This window comes from Paenibacillus sp. TSA_86.1 (assembly GCF_052691815.1).
Window position 1 is genome coordinate 192,115 of the sequence record NZ_JBQZGE010000001.1, and the last position, 25,313, is coordinate 217,427.

Annotated in this window: 18 protein-coding genes; 10 read left to right on the forward strand and 8 right to left on the reverse strand. The window is 47.3% G+C overall.

The genetic code is table 11. The features are described from left to right. Positions 1-101: 101 nt before the first annotated feature. Entirely contained in the window at positions 102-989 is an 888-nt protein-coding gene (locus ACUTVW_RS00790) for a sugar phosphate isomerase/epimerase family protein (RefSeq protein WP_445644035.1), read from the reverse strand. 130 nt (positions 990-1,119) lie between these two features. Between ACUTVW_RS00790 and ACUTVW_RS00795 the strand changes: the two genes are divergently transcribed. Then, on the forward strand, positions 1,120-2,016 hold the full coding sequence (locus tag ACUTVW_RS00795) for an AraC family transcriptional regulator (protein ID WP_445644036.1): 897 nt from the start codon (positions 1,120-1,122) through the stop codon (positions 2,014-2,016). A 206-nt stretch (positions 2,017-2,222) separates the two neighbouring features. Here ACUTVW_RS00795 and ACUTVW_RS00800 read toward each other — a convergent pair whose 3' ends face one another. After that, a complete protein-coding gene (locus ACUTVW_RS00800; protein WP_445644037.1) occupies positions 2,223-2,906 on the reverse strand; it encodes a serine/threonine protein kinase in 684 nt (227 codons plus the stop codon). A gap of 736 nt (positions 2,907-3,642) precedes the next feature. Between ACUTVW_RS00800 and ACUTVW_RS00805 the strand changes: the two genes are divergently transcribed. Next, the gene (locus ACUTVW_RS00805) at positions 3,643-4,560 is read left to right on the forward strand and encodes a RecB family exonuclease (protein WP_445644945.1); all 918 of its coding nucleotides are present in this window, start codon (positions 3,643-3,645) and stop codon (positions 4,558-4,560) included. Positions 4,561-4,834: 274 nt separating this feature from the next. On the opposite strand, the gene ald is transcribed toward ACUTVW_RS00805, so the two are convergent. Further along, positions 4,835-5,968: an alanine dehydrogenase gene (gene ald / locus ACUTVW_RS00810; RefSeq protein WP_445644038.1), complete on the reverse strand. Its 1,134-nt coding sequence runs from the start codon at positions 5,966-5,968 to the stop codon at positions 4,835-4,837. A 189-nt stretch (positions 5,969-6,157) separates the two neighbouring features. Here ald and ACUTVW_RS00815 point away from each other — a divergent pair, with 189 nt between their 5' ends. After that, positions 6,158-7,828 (forward strand): PucR family transcriptional regulator, encoded by a 1,671-nt coding sequence (locus ACUTVW_RS00815; RefSeq protein ID WP_445644039.1) that lies wholly within the window; start codon positions 6,158-6,160, stop codon positions 7,826-7,828. 52 nt (positions 7,829-7,880) lie between these two features. Here the strand turns inward: ACUTVW_RS00815 and ACUTVW_RS00820 are convergent, their stop codons facing one another. After that, positions 7,881-8,168 carry a hypothetical protein gene (locus ACUTVW_RS00820; RefSeq protein ID WP_445644040.1) on the reverse strand — a complete coding sequence of 96 codons (288 nt, stop codon included), beginning with the start codon at positions 8,166-8,168 and terminating at the stop codon, positions 7,881-7,883. 305 nt (positions 8,169-8,473) lie between these two features. On the opposite strand from ACUTVW_RS00820, the gene ACUTVW_RS00825 reads away from it, so the two are divergent. Then, positions 8,474-10,549: an nSTAND1 domain-containing NTPase gene (locus ACUTVW_RS00825; protein WP_445644041.1), complete on the forward strand. Its 2,076-nt coding sequence runs from the start codon at positions 8,474-8,476 to the stop codon at positions 10,547-10,549. A 554-nt stretch (positions 10,550-11,103) separates the two neighbouring features. Here ACUTVW_RS00825 and ACUTVW_RS00830 read toward each other — a convergent pair. Both ACUTVW_RS00830 and ACUTVW_RS00835 read right to left on the reverse strand, forming a co-directional pair. After that, positions 11,104-13,044 (reverse strand): sigma-54 interaction domain-containing protein, encoded by a 1,941-nt coding sequence (locus ACUTVW_RS00830; RefSeq protein WP_445644042.1) that lies wholly within the window; start codon positions 13,042-13,044, stop codon positions 11,104-11,106. A gap of 509 nt (positions 13,045-13,553) precedes the next feature. Next, positions 13,554-14,477, reverse strand: coding sequence for a proline dehydrogenase family protein (locus tag ACUTVW_RS00835; RefSeq protein WP_445644043.1), 924 nt, complete (start codon positions 14,475-14,477; stop codon positions 13,554-13,556). Between the two features lie 282 nt (positions 14,478-14,759). Between ACUTVW_RS00835 and pruA the strand changes: the two genes are divergently transcribed. After that, entirely contained in the window at positions 14,760-16,307 is a 1,548-nt protein-coding gene (gene pruA / locus ACUTVW_RS00840; protein ID WP_445644044.1) for an L-glutamate gamma-semialdehyde dehydrogenase, read from the forward strand. A gap of 155 nt (positions 16,308-16,462) precedes the next feature. Further along, the gene (rpoN, locus tag ACUTVW_RS00845; protein WP_445644045.1) at positions 16,463-17,767 is read left to right on the forward strand and encodes an RNA polymerase factor sigma-54; all 1,305 of its coding nucleotides are present in this window, start codon (positions 16,463-16,465) and stop codon (positions 17,765-17,767) included. A 147-nt stretch (positions 17,768-17,914) separates the two neighbouring features. Here the strand turns inward: rpoN and ACUTVW_RS00850 are convergent, their stop codons facing one another. After that, positions 17,915-19,348, reverse strand: coding sequence for an aspartate ammonia-lyase (locus ACUTVW_RS00850; protein WP_445644046.1), 1,434 nt, complete (start codon positions 19,346-19,348; stop codon positions 17,915-17,917). A gap of 334 nt (positions 19,349-19,682) precedes the next feature. Here ACUTVW_RS00850 and ACUTVW_RS00855 point away from each other — a divergent pair, with 334 nt between their 5' ends. The 3 genes from ACUTVW_RS00855 (at position 19,683) to ACUTVW_RS00865 (ending at position 22,934) form a co-directional block, all read left to right on the forward strand. Beyond that, positions 19,683-20,960 (forward strand): methyl-accepting chemotaxis protein, encoded by a 1,278-nt coding sequence (locus ACUTVW_RS00855; RefSeq protein WP_445644047.1) that lies wholly within the window; start codon positions 19,683-19,685, stop codon positions 20,958-20,960. 178 nt (positions 20,961-21,138) lie between these two features. Then, positions 21,139-21,984: a hypothetical protein gene (locus ACUTVW_RS00860; protein ID WP_445644048.1), complete on the forward strand. Its 846-nt coding sequence runs from the start codon at positions 21,139-21,141 to the stop codon at positions 21,982-21,984. A 242-nt stretch (positions 21,985-22,226) separates the two neighbouring features. Next, the gene (locus ACUTVW_RS00865) at positions 22,227-22,934 is read left to right on the forward strand and encodes a stalk domain-containing protein (protein WP_445644049.1); all 708 of its coding nucleotides are present in this window, start codon (positions 22,227-22,229) and stop codon (positions 22,932-22,934) included. A 189-nt stretch (positions 22,935-23,123) separates the two neighbouring features. Here ACUTVW_RS00865 and ACUTVW_RS00870 read toward each other — a convergent pair whose 3' ends face one another. Further along, positions 23,124-24,098, reverse strand: coding sequence for a ring-cleaving dioxygenase (locus tag ACUTVW_RS00870; RefSeq protein ID WP_445644050.1), 975 nt, complete (start codon positions 24,096-24,098; stop codon positions 23,124-23,126). Between the two features lie 313 nt (positions 24,099-24,411). Here ACUTVW_RS00870 and ACUTVW_RS00875 point away from each other — a divergent pair, with 313 nt between their 5' ends. Beyond that, the gene (locus tag ACUTVW_RS00875) at positions 24,412-25,152 is read left to right on the forward strand and encodes a YwaF family protein (RefSeq protein WP_445644051.1); all 741 of its coding nucleotides are present in this window, start codon (positions 24,412-24,414) and stop codon (positions 25,150-25,152) included. Positions 25,153-25,313: the final 161 nt, after the last annotated feature.

Consider the following 25,313-nt stretch of genomic DNA (forward strand, 5'->3'; position numbering starts at 1 on the left):
ATGTTATAAGTTATTGTTCCATGTAAGTAGTACATGTGATTATAACGTGATTTTGTATTTTCTGGGCAATTGAGTAACCCAGTCTTCATGCCGTTATGTCTTTACACCGGATTGGGCACAAAGCTGCCGCCGCGGCAATGTTTCAAATAGTTTAATGCATGCACTTGCCCGGTCATTTCCAGCTCATCGCGATAGACGGGATCATGCCAGCCTTCAATATCGATGGTGCCCTGATAGCCGTTCTGACGCAAAATAGTGATGATATCTGTCCAGTTGCTATCCCCAAAGCCCGGTGTACGATGCCAGACAAATTCATGTGGGCCGTGTACGCCGTGTTCTTTGACAATATCCCAGGCGATTGTTGCGTCTTTACCATGGACGTGGAACACTTTGGGCATCCATTTGCGGAGCTGTGGAATCGGGTCAATCAGGCTGACCATCTGGTGGCATGGTTCCCACTCCAGCCCCACATTTTCATCAGGAACAGCATTAAACATCATTTCCCATGCGGTCGGGTTATGCGCGATATTCCAGTCGCCGGTCCGCCACGTTCCATCCATATCACAATTTTCAAAAGCAATGCGTACACCCCGGTCTGCCGCCCGTCGTGCCAGTTCGCCGAATACTTCCTTAAAACGTGGGATCGATTCGTCAATCGGTTGATTGGTCAAGCGTCCGGTAAAGCCGGAGACGATATCTGCCCCAAAAAGCTGTGCGTGATCAATAACACGTTCCCAGCTGGCTAAGGTATCTGCGTTATCCCCGGTTCCGGTGAGTGGATTGCCAAACACACTTACAGCTGAAATGGTGATGCCATGTTCGTCAACAATGTCGCGAACACGTTTGGCAGTTTCCGCGAGATCGAGATCGCCTGTAGTTTGCCAGAACGTCAGATTAAAAGATTCGAAGCCGTGCTGCAAAATTTGCGGAATCACCCGAACGGCATCATGGCCGCCTACAAGGGTTCCGATACGAATGGATGGATTCATGGTTGTATTTCACTCCAATATTGGCTTATAGTACTTCGTGACACACTCATTATAGCCTTGCATCTACGGGATGGCTCTAAACAATTTTGTGCTTTATTAGTCGGATTTTGTGGTGAGGGGGAAGAAATCCATGCTGGACTTGAAAGCGCTTCACGAGGATACACGTATAGATCATAAATCCCATCCATTTCAGTTGTTCCAAAATCGCTGTGCCGCGAAGAAAACAGAGGAGTGTATCTTGTATCTGCACTGGCATGAGCATTTTGAATGGATCATTATGCGTAAGGGGAGAGCGGTATTTCATATCGATAGTCGGCCTTATGAGGCTGAAGCGGGCGAGGTCATTATCATTCCGGGCGGCGCACTGCATGTCGGATACGCTCTGGATGAGGGAGATGTACATTATGATTCGGTTGTGGTCAATCGCGCGCTGTTTCAGGATTTTGCCAATGACCCTGTGCATGAGCAGTATGTCGCGCCGTATCTGGAAGGCAGTGTGAGGTTTCCGGTCAAACCGGCTGCTGAGCATGCAGCTTGTGCTGGCTATTATTCGTTATTAAATGAGGCGGTAGAAGAGATGGCGATGCAGCCTCCGGCGTATCAACTTGTGGTGAAATCCAAGCTGCATGCATTGTTTACCCTGTTAGCCCGGACGTTTATGCCGCATCAGTTGCGGGAGAGGTCGGGCGGAGCTTATTTTCCTAACCGCGAGCGGTTCAAGCAGTTGATTGCACGGGTTGAGGCTGATCCGCAGGAGAAGTTGTCTGTTAGTGAAGCGGCAAGCCAAGTGGGACTGAATGTATATCATTTCTGTAAAATGTTCAAAAAGCTGACCGGGCGTACCCTCGTGGAATACGTGAACGGATGCAGAATGAGTGAAGCACAGCGATTGCTGCAGGACAGCAGCCTTACGGTCACGGAGATTGCCGCCCAGGTCGGCTGCGACAATGCGAACTATTTCACCAAATTGTTCAAGCAGTACAAGGGCATGACACCTTCGCAGGCACGAGGGATGAAGGAAGGGTGAGAGGTGGTGTTGTGCTGATAGGACGACGGGGAAGAGAAGAGAAGAGAAGAGAAGAGAAGAGAATGGGATGGGTTGGATTGGGTTAGAGGAGGGAGGGGGAGGGAAAAGAAACGAAGCAAGAAGGGAACAGAAAAACCGGGTTTAGCCGAAAGTCAGCCAAACCCGGATGCAATTATACATACATAGTAGTTCCAGCGATCAACGGTCTATTTCAGAAATCGGGAGAGTAGTCGATTGGCCTTCTTGGAGAGATCTTCCATTTTGAGATTGGCCTGATCGAGCTGGTTATACGTCCATTTAATCGTTTGCAGCATTCGAGGGGATATGGGCGTGCCTTGGATACGTGGATAGATGTTGTGATAGGCCCATACAAGATGCTCCCAGCGATGGTCGTCTCCCTCCTGAATGTACTCGGATACGTCAAGTACTTTGCCGCGTCCATTCTGGAGCAGTACATTTTTGAGGTGAATGTCGCGTGGATTTAGTCCAAGGCGACGAACGGCTTCTCGCGCTGCGTCTACATCGAGCATGACTTGCTCGGGGACGGGGATTCCTTTTTCCAAACATTCCAGCAAGGTGTCTCCGGGTTCGTAACTGATGACCAGTACATTTTGGCCGCTACCATAATACGTCGGGAAATAGGGCAGTCCCTGAAGCTGGGTGTAGACCTGTTTTTCATTATTTAATTTATCCAAAGCATGATCCGAGTACTTTTTGAAGGCGTACTGCGGCAGATGATCATACGAGAATACAGCCGCATCCGTACCTATGCCAATGCAGTTCACTCCTGCTACCTCGCCGATGATATTCACCAGCTCATTCCGATCGCTTCCGATGACTTGGATCTGTTGTAATGCTTCTTCTGCCTGGAACCAATCCGGCTGATTCATGGTGGCGCCTCCTTTTGGATATGCCTGTACATATTTTTCGTATCGTGAATCGTATAGAAATCATACAAAAATCGTATTGATGTAAATAGATTAATACGGTCCGTAATCCATTTCAACTTTCTAATGTGAGGATGGGCAGTCGTTAGGCCATTTGGCGCCCCGAGCTCAAGTTACACAGGTAACTCTTTGTATCCCTACGTTTCCCAAAACTCCTTCACCAATTCTAACGATCAGGAGAAACCTTATTTCGCCGAAAATAGTCGTGTTAAAATTCTAACGATCCGTAGGAACGCTATTTCGCATCATTCGTCGGTTCTATCCCGTTTTCAACTGAAATCCAGCTAAATAGCGTTTCTGGTGATCGTTAGATTTTTAAATCCCGCTAAAATGGGCAAATAAGGTCTGTGGTGATCGTTAGCGTAACATGGGGGCGGCCCAACGAAATCATCTCATTATTTTAACGGTAATATGCGTTGCCCCTCCTTATCTCAGGTACGCGGTAATCCGCTGCATTCTATCGCCCGCCATTGGGTGGATACTCTCTTTTTTTAAAAATCAAAAGGGACTTCTCTTCATCCTGATGTAACTATATAAACGATACGGATCGTACCTCAAACGGTTGCGCGCAGAAGTAAATAACGGAAGCCGGGTTGCGGCATGACGGCCGGGGCTATATACTGTGAGCAATGAAGGGATCGCTCAGGTGGATCCGGTATACAGAAAGGCAGATTATCATATGGCACAATACCCGCAGTGGTCTTATTCGCAGTCGCGGGCGAGTATGTTCGATGAGTGCCTGCGCAAATATTATTATCATTATTACGGTGCTCACAACGGCTGGAAAACAGAATCGGCGGATGAGATGCAGGTACGTCTGTATCGTCTGAAGCAGCTGAGCAATCTGTATCTGGTATTTGGTGATCTGGCACACCGGATGTGTGAGTCGGCCGTACGGAGCAGGGAAGAGGGGAAACCCAAGCCAAGGGAAGTTTTTTTGGAGAAAACGATACGTGATCTATTAAATCAGGCTTACAAAGAGTCGATGAACCCCGAGCAGTGGCGTCTTCATCCGAAGAATTATACGATGTTGTCCGAAATTTATTATGGTGATGATACACTGAATGACCGGATTGCAATGATCAGAGAACGTGCAGGAGCCTGTGTAGGCAACCTGTATCAGACGCTGACATGGGAAGATTTGTCCCGTGCGAGTACAACGATTTTGAAGATTGAGAAATGGGATACGATGCTGCTGCATGATACGCGTGTGTATGTGAAAATGGACTTATTGTACAGACGCAACAACGGCAACATTGTCATTGTGGACTGGAAAACGGGCAAGGAGGATGATTTCTCCGATCAGTTAATTTTGTACGCTTCCTATGTAAGAGAGCATTACCGGGTTCCGCTGGAGCAGATTGAAATTCGGGTGGAGTATCTGTTGACTGGGAAACACAAAGAGTTTAAAGCAACCGAAGAGGACATTCGCAAAGTGGAGGAGAACGTAGGACGGTACATCGAGGAGATGCGTTCCTGTGTGGCTGATGAGTATTACAACCGTCCTAAGGACATGTCTTACTTCACCCCAATGCCTTCGCACCGGGCATGCCGGGATTGCAACTTTCGCGAGGTATGCAGTGAACGGGTGGTTTAGCGTAAGAGAAAACGGGGAGCAGCAGAAGTAAATAAGGCGGTAAGGTGAAAGCGTGTACGAAGGCATCATAACTGTCGCGTGGTTTAACGAACTTGGCGCATAACCTATTCTATAATTCAAATGAGTAACCTATTCCACCATAGTTCATCCCAATGAGTATCCTATTATGTGAAAAAAGAAGCGCAGCGCCCGGAGGAATCCTCCTTGGTGCACTGCGCTTCTATGCGTTCCACAGGCTGGACACGGTTGGTGCCAGGTGGAACGTCAGAAAGATTTACTGGACGGCGGCGGCATCCTCCAGCGCCTGTCCTGCAGGCACATAGGCGTGCCCAAGGTCGCGGGCAACCGCCTCATACGTGATATGTCCATTCAGCGCATTCACTGCGCTGCGAATGGACGAACTGCCGCGAATCGCGGCGGCTGCACCGTGGTTCGCCAGCTGCAACGCATAAGGCATGGTGGCGTTGGTCAGCGCCACCGTGGACGTGCGCGGAACGGCGCCAGGCATGTTCGCCACCGCGTAATGCACGACACCATGCTTCACATAGGTGGGTTCATCGTGAGTGGTGATATGATCAATGGTCTCAACGATCCCGCCCTGGTCAATCGCCACATCCACAATGACCGACCCTGGTGCCATGGTCTTCACGACCTGCTCGCTGACAAGCGTTGGCGCCTTAGCGCCCGGGATCAGCACCGCACAGATCAACAGGTCCGCCGTAGCGACAGCGGACGCAATATTGGAAGGGCTGGATACCAGCGTCTGGATCTGGTTACCGAAAATATCGTCCAGCTGGCGCAGCCGATTCAGATTCAGATCCAGAATCGTAACATCCGCCCCCAGGCCAAGTGCAATTTTGGCGGCGTTTGTACCTACCGTACCGCCGCCAATAATGACAACCTTGCCGCGGCTTACGCCAGGCACACCGGATAACAGAATGCCTTTGCCGCCTTCTGTTTTCTCTAGAAGCTGCGCACCAATCTGCGCAGCCATCCGTCCGGCCACCTCACTCATAGGTGTGAGTAGCGGGAGAGAGCCGCCGATTTCTAACGTTTCATATGCAAGGGCGGTTACCCGTTTTTCGACCAGTGCTTTAGCAAGAGCCGGCTCTGCGGCGAGGTGCAGGTAAGTGAATAGAATCAGGCCAGGGCGGAAATAACCATATTCACTGGCAAGAGGTTCCTTCACTTTAAGGATGAGCTCAGCCTCCTGCCATACCTGAGCGGCTTTTTCAACAATTACGGCACCGGCCTTCTCGTATTCCTGATCCATGAATCCACTGCCAAGCCCGGCACCTTGTTCGATAAAGACTTGATGCCCGGCTCTCGCGAAATCAGCCGCCCCGGCAGGTGTCAATGCTACACGATTTTCATTGTTTTTGATTTCTTTGGGAATTCCGATTCTCATCGCCATGCACCTCGTCCATTTATTGGTTGTTAGCTTATACTACAAGTTTATGACCCAGTACGTCGTTTTGCACCTTACATGATGTCTATTTTTTAGAAAGAATACTCAACATTTAGTCGAAATTAACTGTTCAGGACATCTGCCTATGGATTATAATGTAAGAAAAAATGACACTAAGAGGGATCGACTTTGCGAAATGACCGTGTGTTTACTGTCAGAGATATCCTGCAACGTCCGGTATTTAGTCAAGCAAGACTTACGGCAGGCCAAGAAGGATTGGAGCGTCAGGTGGGCTGGGTTCATGTGCTGGAAATCACCAATGTGTCTCCTTTTGTAAGCCCGCATGATCTTATTTTAACCACGGGTTTATGGCTTAAGTCGGAAGAGGGGCGTGAAGCGTATCTGATGCAGCTGATCAACCGCGAAGCGGCTGGATTATGTGTGGAGTTTGGAACTAGCATTCATGCCATCCCCGCATCGTTGATTGAACTGGCAAACCTGCATCAATTTCCGCTCATCGTATTTGAGCAACCCGTGCGATTTGTTGAGATCACGCAAGATATCCACTCTCTACTTATTAACCACCAACACCAGCTGTTAAAGAGCTTGGAGACCTATTCCCGTGAGCTTCAGCAGCGTACACTGCAGAGCACAGATATGTCTGCGGTGCTGGAACTGTTATATGCCTATTCGGCAAAACCGGTGGTGTACATTTCGTCTATGGAGGCAGGCAGCTTTGTACCTGAACTAGCTCCGGAGATGGAGCAGTCGATCTACAGCTGGTACAGCCAGGAGGTCGAACAGCTGAATCTGAACGATTCCGATACCGAGCTGTGGTTTCATATGGATGAGGAGACTGCCTTGCTCTGTTACCCGGTGATTTGTTTTGGTCAAGTATTTTCAGCCATAGGTATGATTGTGCATCCGTCAGCGACTGTGGAGTATCTTAAACTACTGCTCGATTACACAGCCAAAGCTGCTGCTGCGCTTACCCTCCGTTCTCAATTTCTTGAAGAGAAGATGGTACGCAACCAGAATGAATTGATTCAGGATCTAATGAATGGTCACATTCAGCAGGAGGAGCAGGCGCGAACACGGATGGGGCTTCGTTTGCTGGTGAAGGGACAATACTGGTTCGCGGGAGGTATTTTAGAGATTGAACATCGTACGAAGGGAACAGGCCGGGAACGAATGGAGACGAATCATCAGGATATCCTGGTTCTGCTCCGTTCACTTTTGAAAAAGAATCATCTGACCAGTCTCATCATGCTGAAAAATAACCAAATCTATCTTTGCTGTGCAAAGGAAGAAGCACGAACCTCCTCCCGGCAGCAACTGATCCAAATTTTAGAGAGCATCACTCAGGATATCAAGCTTTTTGCCCGCTCGAATCTAAAACAAGTCGAAATTCATGCCGGTTTCGGCAAACTTCGAAATCAACTAACCCGCTTGAAAGACAGCCTGCAGGAAGCATATCAGGTTATTGAGGTAGCGAGGTCTGTCAAACCAATGAAACATGTTCACTTTTATGATCGTATGGGTATATATCAAATGTTAAAAGCCATGCCGCCTTCTTTCCTGCAAGCTTTTGCGATAGATCATCTAGGTGTACTTATGGAGCATGATCAGAGCCATCAGTTACGATTGATAGAAACATTGGACGCGTATCTTGCAAACTTTGGTTGCAAAAGAGACGCGGCTGCCCAGCTGTTTGTTCATCGCCAGACCTTATATAACCGGCTGGAGAAACTGGAAGAACTGCTGGGGCCGGATTATATGCAACAGGAAAAACGGGTGTGTTTGGAGATGGCATTGCTTGCTAACGCCATGATTGAAGGCGGGGATGGGCCGTCCTCATGATTGTAATGTTTTGAGATATGAGTTGTGCAAGAATGGAAGGGTTTCTGTTCGTCTATCGTTTGTTGATGTGTTGCATGCATCCTAAGCTACGAGATAAGCGGTGAGACCCTGTGCTGGAGAAACGGCCCCGGTAACGTACGGATGGACGGGAAGAGGGTGCCAGTGATAGTGAGGTAGGAGCTGCCAGACGATACGGAGATGTCACGCGCTCAGACCTTTGATCCGGTTTGTATTGTTGATCCGAAGCAGTTAAACCGTTAAGGCTTAACCACGCTTGAAGCTGGTGGGGATGGATACCAAGTTGTCCGCTCATATGACAGATGTCGAGATGTTTTTTCACACAAATCCGCCTTTCCTGATTATAGGGCTGGGAGTAGGGTACGAAAGGGAAGCATGAAACCAAGTCGGTAAACGGTGTGTAGAGGGTTGCTCAGGGTGAGTAGCGGAGTGTTGCATTATGTTATTTCAACCAGCGGTATGCATATTCGTTGTATAGAGAGATGGCCGCTGTATTGACTCTTACTATAAATTGGCTTTTAACAAGATTTTAACATTTTAGATGTGATTGTGCGTCTCAATATAGTCTCATTTTTATAAAAAAGTAAGTCACAGTAAAAGTACCAGTATCTAGTACGGAGGACATATATGGGAAAAGATAGTGAGTCTCAACATGAGAAGGTTGTCAGGGATGGGAAGCGTTTCGTTGGTAGAGCTAGAGAACTAATGATACTAGAACAGTGGTTTGAAAATGAAGAAGCGCCTATGACTATATTTTCAGTTACCGGCATGGGTGGGATTGGGAAGTCTTCATTACTTTCAGAAATGCTGTCCATCGCTCGGGAGCGGGAAGCCACAGCCATATGGATGGACGGACGGGCGTGTGGTACAACCCCTTCCGTGTTCATGGATTATTTTATATCCACACTTGGGCTGGAACTGGGACTGCCGACAAGCAATGGCCCTCATCTGGTATCTCTGTTGAAAGCCATGCCCAGGGAGAGGCGGCTCGTGATTGCTGTAGATAACTATGAGGAGCTTGCATTGCTCGAGAGCTGGTTTATGGAGGTTTTTATTGCAAAACTTCATCTAAGAGGGATACTTATTATACTTGCTTCCCGTCCGGAGCTTTCAGCGGCATGGCGAACTCACCCGCGGTTGTATCAACGACTGGTGCAGCTTCAACTACAGCATTTTACAGCGGATGAGGTTACCACGTATATTGCAACTGCCGGTTCATTGAAGCCGAGTATAGCTGGAATCATTACAAGAATGACGGATGGACACCCGCTAGGACTTGCGCTTGCTGTGGAAGCGGCGGATCAGGAGCGAAATCTTCCTCAAGCTGATTGGGTTGAGCTATCACATATGATCAGTGCCCGGCTGTTGCTTGAGCTTACCACGCCCCGTCTGCATCCGATGGTAGAAGTTTTAACTTTGCTGGAGACAGCAAACCAGGAACTGTTATCTGCTGTATTGGGTATCACCGTTAAGCCGGAAGAATATCACATGTTGAGGCGGATGTCCTTCATCCGTTCTGCGCCGGATGGGCTGGCTTTGCATGACATGGCCCGAGTACATTTGATGCGGGATTTTCGGCAGCGCGAGCCGTATCGCATGCAGTCTATGCGTATCCGGATTGCAGAGCTGTTGAAGCCGCTCCACGAACAGGCCTATTCACATGAGCAGCTTCAGATCGCCAGGAAGATGCTGCTGCTCTGTCAGGAGTCCATGCTCCAGTTTCGCAAGTATGCTGATGTATCACGCGATTCTTTGTTTTTGCCGCTAGAGCCGATGAAACAAACAGACTTGTCTTCCTTGCATAAACTGCTGGAGCAATGGTGTGAATACAGTGTTGAGCCCTGGCAGGCTGTGAACTATGCTCCTTTTTTGGAAGAACTGGCTCAACGATATCCTGAGGGCATCGTATTGAAGCGTAATGAGCAGGGCGAGACCATTGCGATGTTCATAACAGTGTTGGTACACCGGGAGACAAGTGCTTTGCTTCTGAAATATTTTCCGAATGAAATGAAAGAATGCTTTGCGCCAGAAGAATTGCAGAACGACCCGGATGAAAGTGATACACACTTTGCTTTACTCGCTGCGGCAAGAGATGATGTTCCCGGATATACGCGGGAAGAGCTTGTCGGGTACATGGTTTTGGATCGCTTATCACTACTGGGAGACGGAGCAAGAGCAATTCTTGTTGCCACTAACCCACATCTGAAGTTATTTCTGCGGAGCATCGGCTTTCAGATGCGGCGAACATTTACACGTGCTTGTGATCGGTATGAGGATCAGGCAGATGTACTGGAACTGGATCTCCGCAGTGGACAATTCGGTGCTTGGGTCATGTCGCTTCTGCATCCAGACTTGCCGGCTAATCCAATTCATCCTGAGACAGCAGCCGGGACAGGTAACCCAATTTGGTCTGATCAGGAAGTGCGCAAGATGCTTGGGCACCTTCGTTCTCCGGGCGAGTTGCAGGAGTATGCCGACAGGATTACAGGGGTGAAGGATGGCATCCAGCTGCAATTATATATTTTGGATCTGCTGGAGGGCAGAATACACGGGGTGTCTCCTCAGGATCAGAAGCTGTTACATGCGGCTTACTGGGCCCATGCTGGCAATCCAACTGCCGCAGCACAGGTATGTTCCATGAGCAGGGCTACCTTTTATCGCCATATTAGAACAGCGTTGATTCGTTTGGCGAAAATATTGTAAAGCGTGCAGCTGATCTAATAGAAGTCGATTTAATAGAGAAGCGAAATCGAATAGATCAGCGAATTAAATAGAGCAGCAAATCTATTGGTTCATAAACAAACCCCCAGTTACACGGCAGATAACCGTAACTGCGGGTTTTTCTGGCACGGATAATTCATGGGTGACGCCTCCACAAATCCCAACGATCAGGAGAAACCTTATTTCGCTCCAAATAGGCATATTGAAATTCTAACGATCCGTAGGGATGCTATTTTACATCATTCGTCCATTTTATCCCGTTTTCAACTGAAATTCAGTTAAATAGCGTCGCTGGTGATCGTTAGATTTTTAAAACTCGTCAAAATGGGCAAATAACGTCTGTGGTGATCGCTAGAGTCGCCAAAGAGCTGGATCGATCGCTGATCCTGCCCTCGACGCTTCTCCTGATTCTCCTCAAATTCTCTATGTTCTAGCGCTCCACAACGGCAAGGGGGAGAATCGTCTCCTTTTTCTAGGTTTGCATGATGCGTAACTTTACAACTGTGCAGGCAAACGTTGATCACCGCGGGGGTCTATTATAAACCAAGCCGCTTCATACGGTTATAAAGTGTAGCTCTGGAGATGCCGAGTTGTTTTGCTAATGTGCGTTTGTTGCCACCGGCAGCCTCTAAATATTGAACAAGAAGCCGAGCCTCGTAAGCATCCAGTTGTTGTTGATAGGAGGTGCCCGAGTCTTGCCCGGAGCCTGTATCACGGAGATCGGTCGTTTCCCTGGCTGCTGCTGCAAAAGGGTTAGGCATGTGACTCTCTTGTTGAGTCTCCAGCACGTTCGGATGATCTGTTCCGGCTTTATCTGCAAACGTGAGGCTGTTTGCTGTATGCTTCGGTTCAGAGTGTTCATATAATTTTGCGGATGTAAGCGAATCTGGCAAGTATTCCGGCTTAACCTCACCATCCATCGTCAGTATGGTCAGGCGTTCAATCACATTACGCAACTCGCGGACATTCCCCGGCCAATCGTACTCGAATAACCGTTTGAATACCTCTGGCGGAATGACTTCAATATGACGGTTGTAGAGCAATGAGAACTCTTGCAGGAAGGTCTGGGTAAGCTCATAAATATCTTCTTTGCGCAACCGGAGTGGCGGAATAATCAGATTGATGACATTCAGACGATAATAGAGATCCTCCCGGAACTGGTTGCGGGTAATCATGGCTGGAAGATCCTGATTGGTCGCGGCAATGATTCGACAGTTGGCTTGTTTGGTACGGGTGCCCCCGACTTGGAAATAACTACGTTCCTGCAAAACACGAAGTAATTTCACTTGCAGTTCAGAAGGCATCTCGCCGATCTCATCCAGAAAAAGAGTGCCTCCCTCGGCTAACTCGATTTTCCCCTTTTTACCTTTGGGATCAGCACCGGAGAAAGCACCTTTCTCGTAGCCAAACAATTCGCTTTCGAACAATGAGGCCGGAATAGCCCCGCAGTTTATCGCAATAAAAGGGGCGGTCTCTGGTTCGCGCAGATCATGGATGGCTTTGGCGAACAATTCTTTGCCCGTGCCGCTTTCCCCCATAATGAGCACGGTGGCAGGAGTAGTGCTGATCTTGCGGATGGTCTCCAGACATTGCTTCATAATTGGACTGCTGCCTTTGATGCGGGCAAAAGGATCGCTCTCGGGACGAAGCCGGGCAACGGCTTTTTCCAAATGCTGAATTTTGGAGGACATATGCAGCAGTTCCTGATGCAGGCGAATCTCGGTTGTGATATCCACCTCCGCAGCGACAGCGCCGACAATACGGCCGTCCAGCCTGACAGGACGGGCATTGATCAGAGCGAACAGATCGGGTCGGGGCTGATGCTGTTTGCGGTAGACGGTCTCACCGGTATACAACGTTTTGAGTGATTGAAGTCGTTCAGGTGGAAAAAAGTTAGCGGCAGGCTGACCGATGATATCGGTTTTGCGAATTGAAAAAATATTCTCCGCACCGGATGTCCAGTAGGCCACCTTTGCTTCCTCATTAATTAAAGACAGGGCAGAACCTGCTGTCTCCAGCGTGGTTTCCAAATAAGCTTCCATCAGCCGATGAGCTTGCAGCAGGGCATTCATAATATCAGTCGCCGAGAGATAACCGGCCCATTCGTCACGATCATTTTTGACCATGACAATAGGGCTCTTGGCGAACAGCGGAATGGTGTGTGCAAGTTGCATGGAAGGTGAAATCACAGGGACAGGGATCGAGAAGAGTGGGTTAACTGTAAATGAGCTGGATTCTGTTGAGGTAGCAGAAGATGTGAAAGGCAGACCATGCTCAGCAAGCATGCTGGATCGAGCAAGAGTTGAACAATAGAGATAAGCGTTTCCCGTGGCAGAACGTACAAATATAGGGCGAGCTGCCGTGTCATCGGAATCCGGATGCGGGCGTGGAGGGATATGTTCTAGAACAGTGAATTCATCATAAATTTGCATATCTGTTCGTATTAGTTCATTCAGAGTGGGCAGTAAATGTCTCATCAGGATCACCTCGATTACAACATACGGATTAAAGTGATTGGAATTAGTACTATTATATCGCTCTCGTGTTGTTGTGTATATATTTTTTGACATGCTTTGTTCGGGTGGTGGTTTGAAAGCGGTTTACAATTTTGAATGGTTTTATGTATACGATTTCATTAAATGGAGTAGATACAAACTGTTGATATTACTGCAAATTTTAACTTTTTATAGGCGTTTCATTTGAATGTTGTGTTAAATTATATAACATTGAATAACCTGTAAAATGAAGTGCAAATATCTGTGTATGAGAATATTTTTATATGTTTTGTCTAAAATTTTAGACAATTAGTTTTGGGTATTCTTATTTTTTAGACATACATTTTGTATGGGGGTAACGTGTGAGGGTTATGGTTTTCGTGTGACTCAAAAAAGGGAAGAGCCATGCTCACCGGAAAAACCGGGTTGCATGGCTTTGCAGGGGGGGGTTGCATGGCATGACCAGAACTTTTTTTACATGTATTCTAGCTCTAGCGGAACATGTTTTTCAAAACCATCCAGAGATTCGCAGGTTTCTCCGCCAGACGGCGGGTATAGTATGGATACCACATTGTGCCATAGGGGACGTAACAACGAATGCGATAACCTTCCTGGGCAAGACGTTCCTGCTCACTCATACGAAGGCCGTATAACATCTGGAATTCAAAGGCTTCAGGAGAGATGTCCCGATCCTTGGCGTATTGTTTGGTCCAGTTAATGATATGATCATCATGGGAGGCCACAGCGGTATAAACGCCTTGATCCAGATGATGACGAATCATCGTTTTGAACTGATGAATAACCTCGGCTGTACTTTGATATACGACCGTTGCAGGTTCTTTGTAAGCTCCTTTGACAAGACGCAGCCGAATGCCTTCCCGAATCATATCGCGTGTATCCTCTTCCGTTCGATGCAGATAAGCCTGCAATACAGTACCGGAATTATCCAGCCCTTCCGCATGCAGTCTTCTTACGATATCAAGAGTTGCTTGTGTGAACGGACTGTCCTCCATATCGATACGTACGAACAGTTCATGCTCCTTCGCCCGGGCAGCAACCGCACGAATATTCTGATAACCTTCTTCCGGGTCAAGCGCCAGCCCCATTTGGGTTGGTTTAAGTGAAACATTGGAGTCCACGCCGCTATGTGCTATACCCTCGACTAGCCTCACGTATTCATCTCTGTAAAGGGCGGCTTCGCGCAGATGAGTGATGCCTTCGCCCAGATGATCCAGTGTCGCCATAATACCTTTGCTGTTCAAGGTGCGAATTTCTTCCAGTGCCGCTTCCAGCGTATTGCCTGCTATAAACTTGCCAGCCAGCTTTTTGCCGTATTTGAGAGACAGGTTCTCTACAGCTTTATTGCCAGCCACGGTTAACAACGTTTTGCGGTATAGTTCCGTTCCGACACTCATCGTGGTTCCTCCTTAATCATTCATGATTGTATATTTACATATCTAGCAAAAACCGTGCCAGAATCAGCTTTTACAAACGGTTAATGCCTTAATTATTTTTTGTTTTTTTATATATCCTTTTTTTATATATCCGTTGAACGATTCATTTTTCAAAAAAAAGATTATCCCTCAACCGGAGTTGGCACGCTTCTTGCTTCATATATTTGAATGAGGCGTAAGTGCTGCACGAGTCGGAGCAGCGATCTAGCAAGTAGAACCCACATTCTGAAGGAGGAATCATTGATGAATATCCCTTTTGTAAACGAACCATTTACAGCTTTTACGGTGCAGGCGAATCGGGAAGCTTTTGAGGAAGCGCTCCGTAAGGTGGAAACCGAACTGGGACAGGAATATCCGATGATTATCGGTGGGCAAAAAGTAACCGGCAGCCGCACGTTAACCTCCGTTAACCCGACTGCTAAGGATCAGGTGATTGGAACGATTCATCAAGCGGATCGGGAGCTGGCCGAGAAGGCCATCCAAACGGCTGCGGAAACGTTCCATACCTGGAAACATACGGACCCGAATGAGCGGGCCCGTTATCTCTACAAAGCGGCTGCGATCATGCGTCGCCGCAAACATGAATTCTCCGCCTGGATGGTCTATGAGGCGGGCAAAACCTGGCCAGAAGCGGATGCAGACACCGCAGAAGCGATTGATTTTATGGAGTTTTACGCCCGGGAAATGCAGCGACTCACTGAGCCGCAGCCGCTTGTACGGATCGCCGGTGAAGATAATGAACTGACATATATTCCGCTTGGTGTTGGCGTAGTGATTCCGCCGTGGAATTTCCCGCTGGCGATTATGGCAGGCATGACCTCGGCTGCGTTAGTTTCAGGCAATACGGTGGTGCTAAAACCGGCAAGCACTACACCGGTCATCGCTGCAAAGTTCGTAGAACTGCTGGAAGAAGTGGGTCTTCCAGATGGGGTAGTCAACTTCTTGCCAGGGCCAGGCAGTGAGGTGGGTGATTATCTTGTCGATCATGCACTGACACGTTTTATCAGTTTCACAGGTTCCCGCGATGTCGGTCTGCGGATCAATGAACGTGCTGCACGCACCGCTCCGGGTCAGAAGTGGATCAAACGTGTGATCGCCGAGATGGGTGGCAAGGATTCTATTGTGGTTGACAGTGACAGTGATCTGGAACTGGCAGCCGAGTCGATCACAGCTTCGGCTTTTGGTTTCTCGGGACAAAAATGTTCAGCGTGTTCCCGTGCCATCATCCATAAGGATGTATATGATGAAGTATTACAAAAGGTGATCGAACGTACGCGGAAGCTGACGATGGGCAGTCCGCTTGAAATGGGAAATTACATGGGCCCTGTCATTGACGATAAAGCCTATGCAAAGATCACCGAATATATCGAGATTGGCAAAGAGGAAGGACGTCTGGTTCATGGGGGAGGTACCGGAGATCCAGCAGGATTTTTCGTCGAGCCGACCATTATTGCAGATGTGGAACCGCATGCCCGGATTTCGCAAGAGGAGATTTTCGGCCCGGTGCTGGCTTTCATCAAAGCCGATTCATTTCAGGATGCGCTGGAAATTGCCAACAATACGGATTATGGTTTGACGGGTGCGGTTATTTCACGTAATCGGGCACATCTGGAGCAGGCAAGACGTGAATATTTTGCGGGTAATCTGTATTTCAACCGTAAGTGTACGGGGGCTTTGGTGGGGACGCATCCATTTGGCGGATTTAATATGTCGGGTACGGATTCCAAAGCTGGCGGCAGGGATTATCTGTTGTTGTTTACGCAAGCGAAGCTGGTATCTGAAAAATATTAAATGCTGCTGGCACTAAAGGTCTGTATTGACATGCTGACAATGAATGAACAGTATGGTATTATGCCAGCAAATCCCTTTTTATATTACTTATTACTGTTCAATGGATATAGTGCTAGTAATCAATTGTGTCTGTCAAGACATAAGGGGGGCATCGGATGTTAGGTGTTCAGTTGGTGCAGGAACAACGGTTCCGGCTGTCCATCACGCCGGAGATGAAGCAGTCCTTTCATTTGCTGACCTTGCCCGGTCAGGAACTGATTCGTTATTTGCAGGATGTCGCAGCGGATAATCCGCTGCTTGAACTGGAAGAACAGTCTGTTTACTCGCTCGGCTCTATACGGCGAAGCCATTCGGAGTGGAATACATCCGATGACCCCTTGCTTCAGGCCAAAGGGGCATCGCCTACGCTGGAACAAATCCTTGCTTCTCAAATTCGGTTGATGAATCTATCGAATGGACTGGAAACGGTGGCAGTCTATTTGGCAGGATGTCTTGATGATGAAGGATACTTGAAGATCGAGCTGTCAGAGGTGCAGGCTGCACTTGGAGTTCGTATGAGCGAACTGAACGCAGGGTTGGACCTGTTACAGTCGCTTGATCCACCTGGTGTAGGGGCACGGAATCTGCAAGAATGTTTGTTGCTGCAGATCCAGCGTGATCCAGCAGCTGTTCCTTGTGCTGAGCATATTGTTCAGGCAGGGCTGGAGGCCTTGGTTCCTTTTCATCCCGGACGGACAGCAAGCAGACTTGGCATCACTTCGCTGGAGGCGCAAGTGGCATATGAATATATTACTCGGCTGAACCCCAAGCCTTGCCGATCGATAGGTTGTCATGAACGCCCGCATTATATTATTCCCGATGCTGTTGTGGAACTGGTTCATGGAGAGATGGTGTTCAAGCTTGTGGCGGCGGGGAATCCCCGTGTATTCCTGAATGAAACTTGCAGCAGCTGGATCAGGGAGTCAGCTCCTGATGAAAACTGGCTGAATCGGGTATCAGAAGCGAGGGCTATTATACGTAGTGTGCAGATGCGGCGCAGGACATTACTTCGTGTGTTGACGGCTGTCATGCATGAGCAAAAGCGATTTTTGAGTGAAGGTCCAGCTGCGCTGGTGCCGCTTAATCTAACCGTGATTGCCGAGAAGCTGCACATGCATGAATCAACCGTCAGCCGGGCTGTGAACGGTAAATATATATATACTTCACATGGGATGTATGAGGTAAAGGCCTTTTTTGACTCTGGCATTACCACAGTATCTGGAGAGCAAACGTCCGCATCGGCTGTAAAGCGGCGACTGCAGAACATCATTCGGACCGAGCAGATGAACAAACCGTACTCAGACAGGCGACTCGCCGCTATTCTTGCTGATGAAGGCATTGTTATATCCCGAAGAACCGTCGCAAAATACAGAGAAGAGTTGCAGATTCTGCCTTCGCTGGAACGAAAACGCTGGGTCTGACCATGAAGGAAAGATGGAATGAACCAGTCGAAAAAACTTTTCAATAAACCTTTGGAACACCTCAAGAAGCCCTGTTAACCGAATGAACGGATAACAGGGCTTCTTGGTACCTTCTAATACATAGTAAGTAGTGAGACAGAACAGAGCTTACATACGCTCCATATTACGCAGGAAATGTTCACCGGCAATCCCTGGAGTAGTCATCTGCTCCGGATGTAAAATCTCCTCCAGTTCTTCCGGTGTCAGCAATCCTCGCTCCAGAATGATCTCCTGCAGGGTCATCCCGGTTTTTAATGCTTCTTTTACGATCGAAGCGGCTACGTTGTACCCAAGATGCGGGTTCAGGGCAGTCACGACACTGAAGCTTTGTTTCATAATTAACTCGCAGCGTTCACGGTTGGCTTCCAGCTCTTCCACGGCGTACCGTGTGAAGACATCAATGCCGTTATTCATAATCTTCAGTGATTGTAACAGATTGAATGCAATGACCGGACCCATCACATTCAGCTCGAATTGCCCGGCTTCACAAGCCATACAAATCGTATGGTCATTCCCCATGACCTGGAAGGAAACCTGGTTAATTACCTCTGCCATGACCGGATTGACTTTACCAGGCATAATGGAAGATCCCGGCTGCCGAGGTGGCAGAAGCAATTCATTAAATCCGGCACGCGGGCCGGAAGCCATCATGCGAATGTCATTACAGATTTTGGACAGGCTCACTGCGCATACTTTTAGAGCAGCAGAAAGTTCCAGATATGCGTCTGTATTCTGCGTGGCGTCAACCAAATCATCTGCGGTCTGCAACGGCAGGCCAGTAACCTCTGACAGATACTCGGTAACTTTAACGATATACTCGGGTTTGGCATTGAGCCCTGTACCTACAGCTGTGGCACCCATGTTGATCGAGAGCAAGCGTTTATTCGCATATTGAAGACGTTCAATGTCCCGTCCAATCACGCGCGCATACGCGCCGAACTCTTGTCCAAGGCGGATGGGTACAGCGTCCTGCAGATGGGTACGTCCTACTTTGACAACATCGTTAAACTCGACTTCTTTTTTTTGGAAGGCTTCCTGCAGTTTTTTCATCGTACCTAGCAGGGTCTCGGATAGCTGATAAGCCGCAATGCGCAGGGCCGTTGGCACAACGTCATTCGTAGACTGAGACATGTTCACATGATTGTTGGGATTACAGTGGAAGTAGTCCCCCTTGTTTTTGGTTAACAGCTCAAGTCCGCGGTTGGCCAAAATTTCGTTGATATTCATATTCATGGAGGTGCCTGCACCGCCCTGAATGGAGTCTACAATAAAATGATCGAGATGATGGCCTTTTATCATTTCATCTGCTGCCATGATGATGACTTCACCAATCTTGTTCGGGAGCATTTTCAGTTCCATGTTCGCCATCGCCGCTGCCTTTTTGACAGCAGCCAGTGCTGTGATCAGTTCGCGGTGAACCGGAACGCCGGTAATCGGGAAGTTCTCTACAGCCCGCACCGTCTGGATTCCATAGTACGCATAAGCCGGAATTTCTTTTTCGCCGATAAAATCTTTCTCCGTCCGTGTGGACATAGTAGACATCTCGTTCGCCTCCATTGGCATCATAAAAATAGTTCGGCTCCAGCGTTGCTGAAGCGCACTCAGTATATCATTTAAGCAAAAAAGATGCCAAGCTAAATGATTCTTTCCTTGTAACCGATAATAATTTAAATTGGGGAATTTAAAATTTCATATCATGAATTACAGCAACAAGGGAGGGAGACCTAAGCTTGTCTTATTCATTATGAGCTTTATGGTATGAAAGTCATGCATGAACGGGTTACAAAAGGTAAATAGAGCGTTTTCAGTGATATATGTCACATGAGATTTGGTACATGATTGGTAAAATAGGAAAAAAGGACTACGGGGTGCGAACATGAAATGGACTTTAGGGGCAAAGACTGTTGCAGGTCTGGTGCTAATTTCAATTATTACGTACGGAACTAGCGGCTTTTTCATTTTTTTTGTAAAAGACTGGATTTCACTTGATATGCCAAACTGGCTATACATATCTATCATTCTGCTTATGGGAGTTTGCTGGAACGGGATTCTCGGCTGGATTGCTTCCCGCTATCTGACTCGTCCGATTGTTCAGCTGTCTCGTGCAGCGCAGCAGGTATCTTCCGGCGATCTGACCACGGAGATTCCGAAGCGTCGTACGCAAGATGAGCTTACCGTATTATATGAAGCTTTCAACGTAATGGTTTCTAATCTGAGAAATATCGTGAACGATATTGCGGACAGTACGCGCACAACTTCTCAGAATGCACAGTCGCTTAGTGAAGCGATTACCCAAGCTGCCGAGCAGATCGAGATGATGTCGGAAGCAGTAGATCATATCGCAGTTGGTGTAGAGGATCAGAAAGTAACTTCCCAACATTCCCTGATCACCGCAGATGAGATGTTGAATGATTTTCAGAAGATGCAAAATCAGTCTTTGGACATGACCGAGTTATCCGGACAGATGGAGAAATCAGTTGGTCATACCAAAGAAACCTTCTCATCGTTGATGAAAGGAATGGACGAGCTGGCTGAGTCTCACAATCGTTCCCGTGATATTATGCTGCTCTTGGAGAAGGAAGCTTCTGATATTGAAGTAATTACACAGTCGGTTAAAGATATTGCTGAAGAAACAGGGTTGCTCGCCTTGAATGCGTCTATTGAGGCGGCGCGTGCGGGAGAAGAGGGCGCAGGATTTGCAGTTGTAGCCCAACAGATCCGCAAGCTTGCAGACGAGAGCAAGGATTCGGTACATCGCATTAATGAATTGATCAGCCGTGTGCAGCAACGGATTGGAGAGACTGTGCAGCTCAGTCACGTACAGCATGGACTGGTTGTGAACGAGTCAGAGCGCACGATTTCCGTAGATCAGACGTTGCATGAACTGACAGGAACGGTTGAAGTATTTATGAAAGGCGCTCATGATATCGGCTCCAAAATTGCTGAGCAGACAGGTCGGGTAGAGCAAACACATGGTCATGTGAAAAAGATTCAAGGCAAAGCGGGTTCCTTCTCGGATGAAGCCAAACGTATTATGGATGCTGCTCACGAAGAAACAGCCATTATGGAAGAAATATCTTCTTCGGCAGAAGAGTTAAGACAATTGACGGATCGATTACTGGATAAGACCAAAGCATTCCGGATGCAGCCCTGAGCTGTTTCCGGAATTTTTTTATTGCACAAAAATTAGATTATTATGGTTAAAGACGAACGTTTTTTCGTATGATTGAAGATTTGTAAAGATTTTTTAAGAAAGATTAACAAAATTGCAACGCGCGGGCGATAAATGAAGATATAATAGGATTATCACAACAAAGAAGGAGCCCAGTATATTGAAAACTTGGACAGGTATCCTGCTGATGATTATTTTGGCGGTTGCTACGCTTTCAGTAACTTCAACTGCCCAAACGACGAATGAATCGCAACAACAGCTTAATATAGATGAATCATCCGGCCAGACCGTAGCGGTCGAGGCTTCCCATATAGATCGAATGAATGATGCAGTGAGCAGCAATAAAGAAATGATGCCAGTAAAGGCAGATGATGTTTCGGTGGCACCAGAGAATAACGATGTTTTAGTGTACCCAATGAGCATTGAGGGCTCAGGATATATATATAATGGCCTTGTGGTTGAGGCGAATGGCAAAAAGCGTGAATTTGGCGATTGGCGAGCAGAGGGTGGAACGTACAAACCCGAAGTGCATGAACTGGATTTGAACGGCGACGGTAAAAAAGAGATTGTAGTATTGTACTCCGAAGGGCATGGCACCGGGATTTATTTGGGCCAAGCTCACATTCTGGATCCTGCCACCTTAGAAGTGATGAAGATGCAGTCCTTGGATGATATTGTGAAAGAACATGTTGAATCCAAAGTAACGGTATCCTCCGACCAGATCGAGATAGGTGTTACAGTGGATGGAGTTCAAGCGGAGTCCTCCCGTGTGGATAAGGCAGCTGGTGATGGTCTTTATCATGAAAAATTACAATTTGGCCGTGTGACTTATTACAGTGTCAATAATGGAAAGCTTGTTGTTTCTACATCCGGGGCATATGGCGAGAGTTTATATGCTGGCGATTTGACGTTTTCCTATGCGTATCAGAATGGAGAGTGGAAGGCGAGCGAACTTAAATATAGTATGGAAATGTACGAAGAGGAGTATTACGAGTCATTTGATTGAGAACGGATGAGATTGTGCTGCAGCACAAGGACTTGGATGTAAATACCTAATAAAATATAGGACATGCCATGGCAAGTGTGACCATTGGATGGGGCTGAAAAAAAGGGAGTGACTCCAGCCTCATTTTGTGCTGTCCGGAAATAATAAAGTTTCAACAATTTTCAATGAAATAATTGACAATATCGCTTTAGTCGTTTAAATGTATAAAGGACAACTTATTTAAACGTCTGGGAGGGAATTTGATGAAGAAAAAAGTCGTACTTGGTTTAATGGTGGGCACATTGACGCTTGGTATTGGTACGGGGGCACTGGCAGCTACAGGCCTGGAACAGATCAAGGCATATCTGAACAGTAAAATTACATTGAAGTTAAATGGTGAGACAGTGACAGCTAAAGATGCGAATGGCAAGACAGTTCTGCCGATCACATATAACGGAACCACTTATCTGCCGGTTCGTGCAGTGGGTACTTTGCTGGGAACCGAGATCAATTATGACGGTGCAACTTCATCCGTCCTGATCGGTGGAACGAATGGATCTGCGCCCGTAACCAACGGAAAAGTAACGCTGAGTGCACTTGGAACATCCGTACTGGGATCTACTGCTTGGCACACCAAAGATCCTAAGGATACTACATATAAAGGCAAGGATTACAAGGATGTCTATCTGCATAATGATCCTGCGAAGCAGGGAAAAGATATCCAGATCAATACGGGTAAAAAGTATTCTTCACTGCACTTGGAACTTGCCGCGCTAAAAGGAAGTCAGGAGATTCATATTTATGATCAGGATCTCGCAACGCTTAAAAAATTCAACATCACTCCGGAAAGCGGTATGATGAGTCTTGATGTGGATGTTAAAGGCACAGACGCTGTATATGTCGAGATTGTATCCGAAGATCCGGGTTCAGCGCTGTTTGTACCGCTCACAACATCGTATCTGACAAAGTAAATTAGAGTAGAGTATATTAGCTGTGCTTGTCACCTTCACCTTGCATAGGTCAAGCCAAGCTTGGAAGACGATAAAAAAACGATGATTCACCAGACAATCTCTGACTTAAGTCTTGCAAGCAGAGCGACGTGGTGATCATCGTTTCTATTTTTATTTTGCTGAACATTTCTTACCTGGCTACTACGGGTATTAGCGGATGATCGTATTCAGTGGTTTCAGGTTTGCTTCAATCTGAGCACGTCGCCCTTCGAGGAATGGAGGCAGCGCGAGCGATTCTCCGAGAGTTGCAAAGTCCTCGTCTGTATCAAATCCTGGGCCGTCTGTAGCAAGTTCAAACAAAATACCGTTAGCTTCACGGAAGTACAGGGAACGGAAGTAGAAACGGTCTACAAAACCAGAGCTTGGGAATTGGAACTGATGCACACGGTCAACCCATTGTCTCAATTCTTCCTCATTGTCTACACGGAATGCCACATGGTGAACACTGCCGCGTCCGGGGCGTTCCAGCTCCAAGTCATTACGCTCCTCCAAGTGAACTTCCGAACCGCTGCCACCTTCGCCAGATTCGAATACAAGCACATCAGGCTGTCCCGGTGTAAAAGCAGGATAGCTGCCTTTTGCTCTGAATCCAAGCAGTTCCGTGAGAACAGGTGTAGTGAGTGAGGCATCCTGTACAGTCAGATGAATTGGACCGAGTCCAATGACGCCATACTCCGCAGGCACAGGGCTTCGATCCCAAGGTTTACCCCCGGCAACACCCGAGTTATGTTCATCTGAGACGAGAATCAACCGCATGCCTTCAAAGTCAGTGAATGCTAACGTTGCACGACCTCCACGTTGCATAATCTCGCCGTGAGGTACTTCATATTCGTCGAATCGCTGTGCCCAATAAGCAAGAGCTGCATCACTTGGCACACGAAGCGAAGTAGCGGATATACTGTTTACACCTTCGCGTGTACGCCCAGCCATCGGAATTTCGAAGAAGGTAAGCTCTGTACCGGGATTTCCTTTCTCATCTCCATAGAACAGGTGATAGACAGAAACGTCATCCTGATTGACCGTTTTTTTGATAAGGCGCAGGCCCATAATATCCGTATAGAAGCGGTAGTTCTGATCAGCATGAGCGGTGAGTGCGGATACGTGGTGAAGTCCTTTGATTAGCATAATATATTCCTCCCGAAAGTAAGGTAATGGCGATATAAAGTTCCGAATGTGATAGATATAGCTCGCCAGCAACGCTGGTGAAAAAATGAGTAAGCTTCATTATAAAGTTTGCATTTCAATGCGATATTTAAAGTTACTAACTTTTCGTTTGTTTCGTTCATGGTTTTATCTTAACATAAAGATATTTAAAATACAATGCTTAATTTGAATGAAGCTGGACAGGTGTAGAATTCGATGGCAAAATGAAAAAAGTTACCATTCGCGTTATAAGAAGTCACTCGTGTTAACCTAAGCAAAAGGAGAGAAGAAAGGCATGGCCTACCCACCTTGGATTGACCCGTATGACGCAGAGCCTTTTGCAGCATTCTCGACTTCACATATTGTATCTATGATTATCATCGCTGCACTTGTTATTCTGTTATTTCTATTCAGAGATCGACTTCGTTTCATGTCTGAACGTACAAGCCGACTCGTGCGCAATGGGCTGGCAGGATTTATGATCGGTTGTGAGATCGTATTGCAACTCTGGTATGTGTACGGAGGAATATGGAGTCTGCAGACTTCGCTACCGCTAGAACTGTGTAGCCTGTCATTATTGTTATCAGCGCTGTTATTGCTGACACGCAAAAGATGGTTATATTCAGCCTTGCTTTTTGCAGGTATCGCAGGGGCTTTGATGGCAATAGTTACGCCTAATCTCGGTTACGCCTTTGCCCATTTTCGCTTCATTCAATTCTTTGTCGCTCATGCAATGATCATTCTTGCTTTGCTCTATATGACGTGGGTGGAACAGTTGCGTCCAGGATGGCGATCTGTCGCAGGCTCTATGATATTTGTTAATATCGCAGCGCTTGTGGTATATGTCGTTGATGTGTTACTGGGCGCGAATTACATGTTCTTGAGACACAAACCGAGCACACCTTCTGTGTTAGATATGCTTGGGCCTTATCCAATCTATATTCTTGGCGAAGAACTTCTTGCTCTGGTGTTATTCTCCTTGTTATACCTGCTGCTCTTTGTCATTCCGGAGTGGCTGAAACGAAGCTTTAATTAAGATAACCCGCAAACGTTCTGGTCATCCAGATCATTTGCGGGTTTTCTTTTTTATAATACTAAAATACAGATGGAAGATTCATTTACACTTGAACGGAGAGGACAGAAAAAACCAGAGAAAGCGAAGCGTTCGCCTTTATCACCGGATTTTCCCCTTTGGAA

Coding starts and splice junctions, on each gene's coding strand:
- ACUTVW_RS00790 (WP_445644035.1), bottom strand. CDS start 989: ATGAATCCATCCATTCGTATCGGAACCCTTGTAGGCGGCCATGATGCC.
- ACUTVW_RS00795 (WP_445644036.1), top strand. CDS start 1,120: ATGCTGGACTTGAAAGCGCTTCACGAGGATACACGTATAGATCATAAA.
- ACUTVW_RS00800 (WP_445644037.1), bottom strand. CDS start 2,906: ATGAATCAGCCGGATTGGTTCCAGGCAGAAGAAGCATTACAACAGATC.
- ACUTVW_RS00805 (WP_445644945.1), top strand. CDS start 3,643: ATGGCACAATACCCGCAGTGGTCTTATTCGCAGTCGCGGGCGAGTATG.
- ald (WP_445644038.1), bottom strand. CDS start 5,968: ATGAGAATCGGAATTCCCAAAGAAATCAAAAACAATGAAAATCGTGTA.
- ACUTVW_RS00825 (WP_445644041.1), top strand. CDS start 8,474: ATGGGAAAAGATAGTGAGTCTCAACATGAGAAGGTTGTCAGGGATGGG.
- ACUTVW_RS00830 (WP_445644042.1), bottom strand. CDS start 13,044: ATGAGACATTTACTGCCCACTCTGAATGAACTAATACGAACAGATATG.
- ACUTVW_RS00835 (WP_445644043.1), bottom strand. CDS start 14,477: ATGAGTGTCGGAACGGAACTATACCGCAAAACGTTGTTAACCGTGGCT.
- pruA (WP_445644044.1), top strand. CDS start 14,760: ATGAATATCCCTTTTGTAAACGAACCATTTACAGCTTTTACGGTGCAG.
- rpoN (WP_445644045.1), top strand. CDS start 16,463: ATGTTAGGTGTTCAGTTGGTGCAGGAACAACGGTTCCGGCTGTCCATC.
- ACUTVW_RS00850 (WP_445644046.1), bottom strand. CDS start 19,348: ATGTCTACTATGTCCACACGGACGGAGAAAGATTTTATCGGCGAAAAA.
- ACUTVW_RS00855 (WP_445644047.1), top strand. CDS start 19,683: ATGAAATGGACTTTAGGGGCAAAGACTGTTGCAGGTCTGGTGCTAATT.
- ACUTVW_RS00865 (WP_445644049.1), top strand. CDS start 22,227: ATGAAGAAAAAAGTCGTACTTGGTTTAATGGTGGGCACATTGACGCTT.
- ACUTVW_RS00870 (WP_445644050.1), bottom strand. CDS start 24,098: ATGCTAATCAAAGGACTTCACCACGTATCCGCACTCACCGCTCATGCT.
- ACUTVW_RS00875 (WP_445644051.1), top strand. CDS start 24,412: ATGGCCTACCCACCTTGGATTGACCCGTATGACGCAGAGCCTTTTGCA.